Source organism: Paenibacillus solanacearum, from assembly GCF_910593845.1.
Lineage (GTDB): Bacteria > Bacillota > Bacilli > Paenibacillales > NBRC-103111 > Paenibacillus_G > Paenibacillus_G solanacearum.
This window is the reverse complement of record NZ_CAJVAS010000029.1, coordinates 1-12,094: the sequence shown is the minus strand read 5'-3', so window position 1 is coordinate 12,094 and position 12,094 is coordinate 1. Positions and strand designations below refer to the sequence as shown.

9 protein-coding genes and 1 riboswitch are annotated in these 12,094 nt (G+C 57.7%); of the genes, 2 read left to right on the top strand and 7 right to left on the bottom strand.

Annotated elements, in window-relative coordinates; genetic code table 11:
• Nucleotides 1-10: 10 nt before the first annotated feature.
• The gene (locus tag KXG62_RS23720) at nucleotides 11-4,024 is read right to left on the bottom strand and encodes an S-layer homology domain-containing protein (protein ID WP_218094500.1); all 4,014 of its coding nucleotides are present in this window, start codon (nucleotides 4,022-4,024) and stop codon (nucleotides 11-13) included.
• A 224-nt stretch (nucleotides 4,025-4,248) separates the two neighbouring features.
• Nucleotides 4,249-4,435: riboswitch (cobalamin riboswitch) on the bottom strand.
• Nucleotides 4,436-4,766: 331 nt separating this feature from the next.
• Here KXG62_RS23720 and KXG62_RS23715 point away from each other — a divergent pair.
• The gene (locus KXG62_RS23715) at nucleotides 4,767-6,008 is read left to right on the top strand and encodes a cation:proton antiporter (RefSeq protein ID WP_218094499.1); all 1,242 of its coding nucleotides are present in this window, start codon (nucleotides 4,767-4,769) and stop codon (nucleotides 6,006-6,008) included.
• Nucleotides 6,005-6,493, top strand: coding sequence for a cation:proton antiporter regulatory subunit (locus tag KXG62_RS23710; protein ID WP_218094498.1), 489 nt, complete (start codon nucleotides 6,005-6,007; stop codon nucleotides 6,491-6,493). Before KXG62_RS23715 ends, KXG62_RS23710 begins: the two co-directional genes overlap by 4 nt.
• On the opposite strand, the gene KXG62_RS23705 is transcribed toward KXG62_RS23710, so the two are convergent.
• The 6 genes from KXG62_RS23705 to KXG62_RS23680 all read right to left on the bottom strand — a co-directional run bounded on the left by KXG62_RS23705 (nucleotide 6,490) and on the right by KXG62_RS23680 (nucleotide 11,741).
• Nucleotides 6,490-6,723, bottom strand: a complete 234-nt coding sequence (locus tag KXG62_RS23705) for a hypothetical protein (protein WP_218094497.1) — start codon at nucleotides 6,721-6,723, stop codon at nucleotides 6,490-6,492. The genes KXG62_RS23710 and KXG62_RS23705 overlap by 4 nt on opposite strands.
• Before the next feature lie 48 nt (nucleotides 6,724-6,771).
• Nucleotides 6,772-7,863: a M24 family metallopeptidase gene (locus KXG62_RS23700; protein ID WP_218094496.1), complete on the bottom strand. Its 1,092-nt coding sequence runs from the start codon at nucleotides 7,861-7,863 to the stop codon at nucleotides 6,772-6,774.
• A 183-nt stretch (nucleotides 7,864-8,046) separates the two neighbouring features.
• The gene (mscL, locus tag KXG62_RS23695; RefSeq protein WP_218094495.1) at nucleotides 8,047-8,433 is read right to left on the bottom strand and encodes a large conductance mechanosensitive channel protein MscL; all 387 of its coding nucleotides are present in this window, start codon (nucleotides 8,431-8,433) and stop codon (nucleotides 8,047-8,049) included.
• Nucleotides 8,434-8,674: 241 nt separating this feature from the next.
• The gene (locus tag KXG62_RS23690; protein WP_218094494.1) at nucleotides 8,675-10,321 is read right to left on the bottom strand and encodes a sensor histidine kinase; all 1,647 of its coding nucleotides are present in this window, start codon (nucleotides 10,319-10,321) and stop codon (nucleotides 8,675-8,677) included.
• Nucleotides 10,318-10,986: a response regulator transcription factor gene (locus KXG62_RS23685; RefSeq protein ID WP_218094493.1), complete on the bottom strand. Its 669-nt coding sequence runs from the start codon at nucleotides 10,984-10,986 to the stop codon at nucleotides 10,318-10,320. The genes KXG62_RS23690 and KXG62_RS23685 overlap by 4 nt, the downstream gene beginning before the upstream one ends.
• A gap of 98 nt (nucleotides 10,987-11,084) precedes the next feature.
• Nucleotides 11,085-11,741 carry a hypothetical protein gene (locus tag KXG62_RS23680; protein WP_218094492.1) on the bottom strand — a complete coding sequence of 219 codons (657 nt, stop codon included), beginning with the start codon at nucleotides 11,739-11,741 and terminating at the stop codon, nucleotides 11,085-11,087.
• Between the last annotated feature and the right edge of the window lie 353 nt (nucleotides 11,742-12,094).

The following is a 12,094-nucleotide window of genomic DNA, read 5'->3' as shown; positions in this document are numbered from 1 at the left end:
GCAAACCTGATTATTGCTTTCGCTGCTCGTACGCGCGAACCATAACGGCCGCCGCCATCTCTCGGGTCACGGTCGCCGCAGGCTGGAATCGGTTCTGGTCGTCGCCTTCCATATAGCCGCTTGCGAACACGCTGCGAATCGCCGGAACCGCCGCTTCATACGCCTCGTTCAGATCAGCGAACGGTGCGGACTGCTCCGCATTCTTCGGCAGACCGAACGCTCTGGACAGCACGAGCGCCATCTCTTGCCGCGTCATGCTCCGGTCCGGACCGAATGATTCTTCCGTCATGCCGCCGACGATGCCTAGCTCCGACGCTTTGGCCACGTAGCCGGCGTACCAGCTGCCGGTCTCCACGTCGTTGAACGCCGTCTTCGCCTCAGCGGCCGGAGCGGTGCCCATCAGTCTCAACGTCATCGCCACGAACTGCGCGCGCGTCAGCTTCTCCTGCGGAGCGAACCGCAGCTCCTTCTCGCTGACCCCGTCCATCAAGCCGTAACGCAGCGCTTTCTGCGCGTATTCGGCAGCCCAAGGCGAGATGTCGGCCGCATCCGTGAAGGCTTGCTGCGTGGCGGTACGCATCGCGGCCGGTTTGGCCGCCTGATGGGCCGCCAAGCTGAGCAGCGCCTGCTCCGTCGCAATGCTGCCGGACGTTTCGCCCTTCATATGGGCAAAGCCGCCGTCTTCCTGCTGGTAGCTGAGCAGCTCCGCAGCGACCGTGCGGCCCGATTTAACGAACCGCGGATCGTCCGCGCGAATGCCGAGACGGACAAGCGCCAGCAGCACCTGCGCCGCGCTCTCGCTATTTTCCTGCCCGCCGAGCCGGTAACCGCCGCTAGCCTGCTGCTCACTCGACAACCATGCGAGCGCCTTGCCGATCGCAGCCTTCACTTCGGCGTTGTCCCGGTAAGGCGCGAGCGCCGCCAGCGCCATCCCCGTCAAGTCCAGGTTGGATGCATCCCCGCGGTCGAGCGGCCAGCCTCCGTCGCTATTTTGCGCTTGCAGCAGCCAGCGGATCAAGGCTTCCTCGTTCCAAAGGGCGTCTGCCGGCAGACGGTATGTCCCCGACCCTAACACCGTCAGCGCGAAGATCGGGCCGTTCGTTCCTTGCGCCGTCATGCGCTCGCTAGTCACGATCGCCTGGATCAGGTTATAGCCTGCAACCTGTTCGGGGTTGCCGCCGGCCGCTTGGACCCCGATAGCCAGCCGTTCATAGTCGGTCACGTTCCGCAGCTTGCCGTTCTTCTCCTTCAGCATCGCTTCCGCAGAAGCCAGATAAGCGGACGGGACCCGAACTCCTGCCATCGCCAGCGCGTATGCTTCCCAATCGGACAGCTCCGCCTCATGGCTGCGCACATATTGGACCGCTTTGTCAATCGCCTTGCCGACTTCATCGACCGGCGGCCGCTGGGCAAGCATGCTCTTATCGATCACGGCGAACTTCGTAAAGTGATCGACGATCCCCGTAACGACGCCGGTTCTGGCGTCGATCACCGCCGGAATCGGTATCCACTGCGACGTCCGCTCGTTCAGCCACACCAGCGCGAGCTGGGTCAGATCTTCCGCATCCAGCGCTGTGCGGATCGAGATATAGACAGGATAATCGAATGTCATCCCGCTTGGACCGAATTCGTAGATGGAGGAGAGCAGTTCCTCGCGCTCCGCATCGTCATCCAGCTCCCGAATGGTTAGCTGCTTGTCTTCGAGCAGCGCTCTCTCCGGAACGCGCAGCCTTACTTCTTCCTTCTCGTCAGCCAATTCGGCCGCGTCTCCCGCCGAAGAGGAACGATCCAGCGCCACCTTGTTGGCCGCCAGCGTTTGCCGCAGCTTTTGTCTCTCGGCATCGGTCATTTTTTGATTGCCGTTCAACACCCGCACCGTTTGCACCTTCGGATCCGCCGGAGTCGTGTTGGCGTAACCGATCGGAATGAGCGCCAGGTTCGTGTCCAGCTCGCTCGCCGCATTCAGGTTCGTCTGCGCCGTGCCGGTGCCCGGCGGAGGCGTGCACGATTCGCTCAGCGCCGCCTTCACGTCGTCGCCGCCGTTCTTCGTATAGCGCCAGTCGATGCGGTCCCCGATATTGACCTTATAGCTCCCCGCGCTTGTCGTCGGGAATGAGCAGTTGACCGCGTACATCCATCCGCTCTTCGAGCCTTTATCGAACTCGCGCAAGCCGTCGATCCCGACTACGTACGCGCTCGATGCGCTGCCCTTCGACTCTACCCGTACCGCGCCAAGCGCGCGAACGAGCACGGTAAACGCCGTATCGCCGCTCTGCCAGTCCAGCGACTGCGAAGACAGGATCGTTCCGAGCTTCTCATCGCCTGCCACGCTGATCGTCATCGTTCTCGACGGGGTGACCGGTCCTCCCGGAACCGTGCCCGGATTATCGTCCAACGTCAAGCGCTTGACTCCGCGCAGAACGGTAGGATATCCGCTGACAAGCGGCCCGGTGACGACAAGCCGCTTATCCTCCGCCGTATACCCGTTCGGGAATTCGGCGATGCCCTGCGCACCTGTCCATACCTTCTGCTCTCCGACCTGCACATAAACGGCCGCAGCTACGGTTTCCAGCGGATCGCCGTATAAATTTTCAATCTGCGTCACCGCGACGCGGAACGGCTCGCCCGGAAACGGATCGACCGGCGTAAGCGAAATGTCCGCCAGCAGCTTGAACGCATCGTACGGCCCGTAGAAAATGGCCAGCTCATCGCCGTCCTGCAGCTTAACGTCCTTCCAGAGATAATCGTTAGTCCATTTGCCGTTGCGTTTAATATTGAAGGCCCAGTAGTCGTAGGCGCTGCCGTATACGTATTTCGATACGGTACCGATCTTCGTCACGTCGAAGAAGAAGTCGTCCGACGTCTCGACGGGAAGCTGATTCGCCGCAGCGAGCAATTGCAGCGCTTCAAGCGGCGTTTCCGCCAACAGGTCGCCCTCGGCAAGCGTCGTGTCCTTGTATTCGATATGAACATATACCGAAGCCTTCGGCTGCGTGTTGCCTTCCGAAGACAGCGGAACCTCATACTCTCCGCCTTTTCCTCCGGTCAGCGCGTTGTATGCAATAAGCGCCAGCAGCGCCTGATACGTCGCCGCGTGGTCGGACGCCGCCCCGTTGGCCACCCCGAATCCGCCGTCCGCGTTATAATTGCGGAACAAGGCGGTCAATAAATCTCCGTATACATGTTGAAAGCTTCCTGTACTACCGTCGATTTGCTGCGCGGAAAGTCCGAGAATGATGTATGCCAGCGTGTTGGTGTTAGCGACCCCGCCGCCGTCCGTATTCAAGTCCCCGTTGCCCGACTGCTTCGACGCGATCCAAGCGGACGCTTGGGTTACGGCCGATTGTACGTCGGCCCGGTCCCGGTAAGGCGCAAGCGCCCAGAGTGCCGCTCCAGTCAAATCCAGATCGCTCTTGCCCCCGGCTTCCAGTGTCCAGCCCTGCTGCGGGAGTTGGCCGGCCACCAGCCGGTTGACCAGCTTCTCCTGCGTCCAGACGGCGTCGGCCGGAACCGGGGACGATCCGCTGTTCAGCGCGAGCAAGGCATAAATAACCCCGTTCATTCCCTGCCTGTCGAGCTGCGGATGATTGTATATCCGCTCGATCAAGTTGATCCCGTTGAGCGATGCCGGATCTCCTCCCGCCGCCTTGACGCCAAGCGCCAAGGTGACGTAGTCGGTCACTAGCGCTTGTGTCCCGAGCGCTGCAGCCTGGCTTTTCGCTGCTTTCAAATAGCCGTCTGTATCCGGCAGCGCCTTGCCTGCCGCATGCAGCGCGTAAGCGTCCCAGTCTCTCATGTCTTTATTTGTAACGTCCCAATGATTGGCGATCCAGGCGGACGCTTCCTCTATAGCCTGCGGAACCGTTATCTTCCGCGTCTCCTGACCGGACTCCGTGCCGGACGGAAGCCCGCTTGCAGCCGCAGTTCCGGCAAAGCCGCCGATGCCGCTTACGAGCTGCGCGACCAGCAGCAGCCCGATCGCCAGCAGATGGAACGAACGTTTCCAAGTACGAACGATGCCCATGTTTCTCGCTTCTCCCTCTCTTGTCTCTGATATGATCATTTTCATAGATTCGCGCCGAGCAGGGCGCGCCAAAAAGGCATCCCCCGAATTGGAAGATGCCTGCGATCGTATGGATAGGATGCCGAAACGAAAAACCGAAGCCGTCGGCGCAATAACGCATTCTGACGCCAAGGCACGGCCATGACAGCCGACGTTCTCACACCTCCCTATATCGCGTAGGTTCCCGGGGTGTTCTCGAACGGGCAGGTCTCCTGACTTGCGCATCGACGCCTTCCGCTGCCTTCCCGTTTCTTGCGAAACAGTGGCTCATGCGGAGGCTCCTCGCTTACAGTGGCGCGACCGTACCGGATTCTCACCGGTTTCCCTATTATGACGGATGTTCAACCCGTCGCCTGTCCGATTTGGTAATGCTATGAAAATGACTGCATTCATCTTATCACGACATGTTCCGCTAGTCTATAAGAAAAGTTTTTGAGCGAAGCCTTTTCAATGATACTGCATTTCCAATACATTTTTTTGTATTTTTATTATTTTCTGCAGAGCTTCTATCTTACACGGCACATGAACTACTCCGATCTAATGAAAGCGAGTCTTGTCCGAAAAAAAGGATTTTTCGCCAAAAACGAGCGGATTCGAACAGACGGAAATCATTGGACATTGTAGCGCCCAGGTTGGTTACTTATACATAATCATGTATACTTAAGGGGTATTTCCAATTTAGACGAGGGGGGATAGACATTGTATGGATCATATGATTTTTGAAGTGGGAACCGCATTGCTCCTGATTGCGATCGTTTCGGTGCTGGCAGGAAAATTAAAGCTCTCCATCATTCCGTTTTTAATCATTCTCGGAATGCTGGTCGGCCCGCACGCACCGACCATCGGCATATTTGACTTCACCTTTATTGAGAGTCAGGAGATTATCGGATTTCTCGGAAGAATCGGGGTTCTATTTTTACTTTTCTACCTTGGGTTGGAATTTTCGGTTTCAAAGCTGATCCAGTCCGGCCGCAACATCGTCTTCGGCGGATCCGTCTACGTCATTATGAACTTCACCATCGGCTTCGCCTACGGTCTCATCGCTAATTTTCCGATCTATGAAACGCTGATCATCGCCGGCATGCTCTCGGTATCCTCGACGGCCATCGTGGCCAAAACGCTCGTGGAGCTAAGGCGAACCGGCAACTCGGAAACCGAGCTGATTCTCGGCATGATCTTGTTCGACGACATTTTTCTGGCCGTGTTTCTCTCCGTCATGTCGGGACTGCTTCTGGGCGGAGCGACTTCCGTCGGGGGCGTTCTGTTATCCGTGGCCATCTCAATCGGGTATATGCTGCTGTTTTTCGTTATTGCGCGCAAAGGACCCCCGGTCCTTAACAAGCTATTGAATATCGCTTCGCATGAAATTTTCATTATCGTCGTCTTTTCCGCATTATTTTTTATCGCGGGCTTCTCGGAAAAGCTGCATGTGGCGGAAGCGATCGGCGCGCTCCTGTTCGGCCTCGCTTTATCGGAAACGGAGCACAGCAAACGGATCGAGCATCTCGTCATCCCGTTCCGCGATTTTTTCGGCGCCGTGTTCTTCTTCAGCTTCGGCCTCGGCATCGATCCGCTCACGCTCGGCAACGCCGCCTGGGTTGCGCTTGGAGCCGTCGTGCTGACGATCGCCGCCAATGTCATATCCGGCATGATTGCAGGACGCAAAGCCGGACTGTCGCATAAAGCTTCGCTGAATATCGGCCTCACCGTCATGGCGCGGGGAGAATTCAGCATTATTGTCGCGAATCTGGGCATCGCCGCTGGACTTTTGCCGAAATTGAAACCCTTTTCCGCTCTGTATGTGTTAGTATTAGCTATTATAGGGCCATTGCTCGCGAAAGAGTCCAGATTGATATATAACGGATTAAATCTCATATTCAAATGGAGCGAACCGAAGGAAAGGCTTAAAAATAACGAAAGAGCAACGGAGGATGTTAAAGGATGAGTACGATTCGGGAATCCGACCTGCCGGGGATCGGAAAAAAATATCAAATCGACACGAGATCCGGCGATAAGCTGGTCATTGTCATTCATGACGACGGCAGAAGAGATTTGTACCATTTCGCGGAGGACGATCCGGACGAGACGGTCTCCAGCATTACGCTCGATGACGAGGAGGCGCGGCAGACTGCGGCGATCATCGGCGGCATGACCTACAAGCCGAAGGCGCTGGAGACGATCGACGTGGCGCTGGATGAATTGATTATCGAATGGTGCAAAGTGGAGCCGCACTTTCATTGCGTCGGCAAATCGATCGCGGAGCTGGAGGTGCGGCCGAAAACCGGCGCCACCATCCTGGCCCTTGTCCAGAAGCATCGACAGAAAATCAATCCCGGCCCGGACGACAGGCTGGCCGCGGACATGACCTTGGTTATCGCAGGGGAAAGAAAACAGATCAAACAGTTGAAAGAGCTGCTGCACAAAGGCTAAAGCGGCGAAAAGAAGCGTATGCTGCGTCCTCTCGGATCGTACCGATCCCTGGACTCAGCATGCGCTTCTTCTATAATAGATGCTGCTGCGGAAGCCGCCGAAGCTGACTCCGCCCGGCGCCAGCTCGAAGCCGCCATGCGCTTGCACCGGCAGCCGTGCCAGACGGCACGCAGCGTTCCTTCGCACCGCCGCTCGGGCACGATGGCCGGCATCCCGCCGGTCTTGTTCATCGTCCGTTCCAGCCTTCCGCCGGCATCCCGCCATAAGCCGTCCGGCGTCTACACGCCGATGACGGTCAGCTCCTTCGGAAACGAGGTCAGCACAAGCGCGCCTTCCTTCGTGACCAGGACGTTGTCTTCAATCCGAACGCCGCCCACACCCGGGATGTAGATGCCCGGTTCCGCTGTAAAGACCATCCCTTCGCGCAGAAGATCGGCATTATGCGCATGGATAGACGGGTATTCGTGAATTTCGAGGCCGAATCCGTGGCCTGCCCGGGTAATGAAGTATTCGCCGTAGCCTCTACCTTCAATGCAGCTTCGCGCCGCAAGATCGAGGCTGGCGAAGGAGGCTCCCGGACGAACCGCCTGAATCATCTTCTCGTTCGCCTGCAGCACGGCGTCGTAGATGTCCCGGCATTTGTCACCGACATCGCCGACGGCGAACGTTCGAGTCAGGTCCGAGGCGTAGCCGTCTACGAATACGCCTGCGTCGAACAGCAGCAGCTCGCCCTCCCGAACCGGCTCCTTCCCCGGCACGCCGTGCGGCAGACCGGTCTTGGCGCCCGATAGCACCATCGTATCGAACGAGGGGCCGTCCGCGCCGAGCTTCTTCATCCGGTACTCCATTTCCGCCACAAGCTCCAGCTCCGTCACCCCAGGCTTTACAAGCGGCAGCGTCTGATGCAGAACGTCTTCGATGCAGCGAATGGCACGCTGGATGGAGGCCACCTCTTCGTCGCTTTTCACGACGCGAATTTGCGCCAGCTCGCGCTCGATGTGCACTGCCTGCTCCGCCCCGGTCGCTTCCATGAGGCCGACATACCGCTTCACGCTCAAATGATCCTCCTGAATGCCGATCCGCTTCATGCCGCCCTTCAGATGGCGCTGCAGCACCGCGAACGGATCGTCCGTGTCATCCAGCGCAGCGATGCGGTCTACACTCGCGCTTTGCGCTGCCTTCTCATAGTCGAGCAGCGGCACGACAAGCAGCGGCTCTTCGCCGCGCGGGCATACGAGCGCCATGAACCGCTCATGCGGTTCCGTGTAAAAGCCGGTGAAATAATAAATAAGCTTGGGCAGCGTGACGAACACGGCATCCAAAGCTTCCGTCTCCAACAGGGAATACAATCGTTTCATTCGTTCGTTCATCGCAGGCAACCCGCCTTTCATCCGTTATGTCCCTTGCATCGTTTGACATCATTATAACATAACGGAAATGCGGATTCCTTCAGCCTAAACCGGCCAGCCTCAAGGAGACCGCTTACGCTGCCCGGCTGTCATCGCCGTGAAACATCATGGCAAAAAAAGGAGGCGGAAGAGAAACTCGTTCTCTTACCGCGACTGTTGCTGCTGCTTGAGCAAATCGCGAATTTCCGCGAGCAGCTCTTCTTCTTTGGATGGCTTCGGCGGCGCCGCAGGCTTGTCCTCTTCTTTTCGTTTAAATTTGTGCAGCGCTTTGATGAACAGGAAAATCGAGAACGCGACGATGAAGAAGTCGAGCACGGTCTGCAAAAACGCGCCATACTTCAGCACCGCGCCGCCGAACGTAAACTGGAGTCCCGTCAAGTTGAGACCGCCGACCAGCAGGCCGAGCATCGGCATCAGGACGTCGTTGACGAGCGAGGATACGATTTTGCCGAAAGCGGCTCCGATAATGACCCCGATGGCCAAATCAAGCACATTGCCCTTCAGTGCGAATGCTCTAAAATCTTTCCACATCTTCCAATAAAACCTCCTTAACGATTGAAAAAATGCCGCCCTTCGCCTACAAGCCGTATAAAAGCGAACGGGAATACCGCTGTCATGAGCGCAAGCGAAGCGACGGGACAGACGATGCACAGCACGACTCGTCTTATTACCCGTCAACGGGTAATAGTATAACACCAACCGCGCGCATTTTCTTCAACAAAATTGAAAAGAGCCGCAGCCGGTGCCGCAGCCCTTTCATCCACTTTGCCGTTTAACCTGAAGGTTCCAGATAAAATGCGGCGCCGCCGCGCTCGTTGACCGCCCGGGCCGTCATCCGGTGATACTCGGCGATTTGCCTGACGATGGCCAGCCCAAGCCCGAATTGCCCGTTCGCGCCGGTCCGAAACGGCTCGAACAGCTCGGCGGCCGCCTGTTCGTCGAGCGGCGGGCCGTCGTTCCAGATGCGGACAGCCGGCAGGGACGGCTGCCCTGCTTCTGTCCCCGCTTGCTCCGCCGGAAGCTGCGCTTCGATCGTTATGCGTCCCTTCGCGTAGCGCAGCTGGTTATCCAGCAAGTTCTCCAGCGCGACGCCCCACTGCTCCCGGTCGCCGCACATCGTCGTACCGTCATCCGCCTCAATCGCCCAATCGATATCGGACCGCCGGTAGCGCAGCCGCTCCACCACATCCTCGATAACCGGCTTCAGCTCGAAGGGCTGCAGCTTTTTTTCCCGCGATGAAACATAGTTCAATTTATTCAAATACAGCAGGTCGCGAATGCGCTTCTCCAGCCGGTCCGACTCCTTCATGATGACCTCGACGCTCTCCTGCAGGCTGCCTTTCGGAAATAAGCCGTCCATAATCGACTGCGCGTAGCTGCGGATGACCATGACCGGCGTCTTCAGCTCATGGGAAATGTTTTGCAGGAAAAACTGCTGCGCTTTGTCCTGCCGCACGAGGCGCAGCCGCATCGTTTCGATCGCGCGCGCCAGACGGCCGATTTCGTCCGATCGCTTCGTCGTCAGCGGCTCGTGCCAATCGCGCTCGGACATGCGCCCGACATGGCGCTCCATCTGTACGAGCGGTCGCGTCAAATATTTGGCCAGCGCCAGGCACGGCAGCCAGCTGCACAAGATGAGCGCGACCATCAGCAGCATCAGCCGCCCGAACATCGTGTACACGAGATCGTTGCGGTAGTTGCCCCAGGAGTAGGACACGACATAGCCCGGTTTTCCGGACAGCTCCTCCTTGCGGATAACGTAAAAGATCGTTTTATTGTCGATGTTCCGTGAATATTTCTGCACTTCGCTTTGCTGCAAATGTGCATCCTGCTCGATCGCATCCACGTACGTTTGCGGGAGCGCCGCTTCCGAGCGGCTTATTTCCGCGGATCCCATGATGAGCATATGCTGGACCACCGGGCCCTCGGGAGGCTGGAGCGCGCTGGCCATCCCGATGGTCAACGTCCTCGCCGGCTGCGCTTCCGTTTTCCCCACACGGATCGTTTGTCCATCTGCCGAAATTGCCTGAGACATGGCCTTCGTCTCCTGCAGGCTCACAACCTCGTCCAGCTTCCCGATACGCACTTCCTTCACGGCAGTTGTTCCTTGCGCCGCCGGCTCCTGCGCTGGGTCCATCGTTTTCTCCACCGGGGTAATTGGTAAAATCATAACCGGCTTGGTCATGTCCACTGTTGCTGTAACAGGCGCCGCCACCGTTGTTGTTGAAAGGGCAATGCCCGGCAGCGTTTGCGCCTCGAAGCGCACGGAAGCTTGCGAATCGAGCAGCAGATCGTAAATTTGATCGGTAAAGAACCCTTTCAACGTCCACGGCAAAAAGACCGCCAGCAAAATAAAGATGCTCAGCGTAATCGAAGCGAATACTCCCCATATTTTTACGGCGACGGGCCAATTTTTCATGCTTTCACCATCCTGTATCCGAATCCGTATACTGTCTCCAGCCGCAGCAGCGGCAGCTTGCGGCGCAGCCGCCGCACCAGATCGTCGACCACGCGGTCGGATCCGAAATAATCGCTGCCCCATACCGCCGCGAGCACCTGCTCGCGCTCCAGCAATTGGCCCGCGCGCAGTGTAAAGTACATCAACAGCTCGAACTCCTTGCTTGTCAGCTCGATCGGCTGCCCGCTCTCGTCCTTGACCTGCCGCGACCGTTCATCCAGCGTATACGGCCGGCACGGATGCGCGCTCGGCTCGGTTTCCGCGCCGTACACTCGCTCCAGCAGCTTGCGCGTGCGAATGACCAGCTCGCGGGGGAGAAACGGCTTGGCCATATAATCGTCGCTGCCGAGCTCCAGTCCCACGATCCGGTCGATGTCCGCATCCCGCGCCGAAATGAAAATGACCGGCAGCTTGGGCTGATCCGCTTTAATCTCGCGTATTAATTGATAGCCGTCGACGCCCGGCAGCATAATATCGAGGATCCACAGGTCCGGCCGCTCCGCAATCGCTGCGCGCGCCGACTCGCCTTCCAGGAACGAACGCACCTGCCAGCCCTCGTTATGCAAATAAACGGTGAGCACCTCGGCCAAATCGGCCTGATCCTCCGCCAGAAATATCCGATACATCCTTCTTCCCCTCCGTTGTCTCTCGGGAACAAGGGCGCCGCGCAAAGCAAACGCCCCTGCATCCGTGCGCCGCAGCTTGTACAGCATGCGGGCCGAGTTTACTGCTGTTCCGGTTGCTGTGTCTTCATCTTCTCTGCGGCTTGTTTCATTTCGGCTGTCTGCTTCGTATAATCGTCGAGCAGCTTCGGCAGCAGCGCTTGTATCGCCGAGGCATCGCCCGATTCCACCGCCTTGGCGAACTCGTCCTGAAGCTTCATGCTCTCCGTAAGTTCCTTCTTAACTGTGCCGACGGCGGCGATTGTCTTGGCAGGAGACATATGCAGCTCGCCGCCTTCCTTGATCTCCAGCCGGATGCTGTCGGTAGCGCCCGCTTCTTCCTTCGTCCCGTCCACCTTCCGGATCTTGACGGCCTCCACCGGAGCGGCGTCTGTCTTCAGTATAACTTGCTTTTCCAGCGTTTTCGACATCTCGCTCTCGACCTGCTTGCGCTCCTCCAGCGCCGCGCTCCATTGCGCCGCGCTTTCCGGGGCGTACGCTTGAACGAGCAGCTGCATATATTTGCGCTCATGCACAGGACTGAACAGCATGCCCGCGGAGCGTACCATCACGGTCGCAGCCTTGACGGCAGTCGTCGCAGCTTGAGCTTCCAGCTTGACTTCGGCGGGCTGGGCCGTTTCGGCCAGCGCCGCACCGCTTGCTCCAAGCACCATCGTCAACAATACCGACCCAGCGGTCAACACTTTTAATCTTTTCATTTTCACTGCACTCCTTCACGAATGAATTGTTGTCTGGGGAGGCGTCATCCCCGCGTTATTAAAGTAACAAAACAATGCGGACAAATTATCGGACGATTGTGGGAAATTATGTGACGGTACGCGATCTCGGCATCTCGGTAGCCCGTTGATGGATGAGGATAAGCTGCACAAAGTGCTCCCTGAAATCAGGGAGCCGTATTCATTCGGTCAGCCGAACTATGAATTGCCCTAAAAGTGTGGTGAAAAATCAGTTTTTGGCATTGTCTTTCTGACGAGCCAGTTAAAGAAAAACATTGAAATGTGTAAAAGCCAAGCAAGTTGAAGGATACGCTGTGCCCGTGAAGTTTACATTA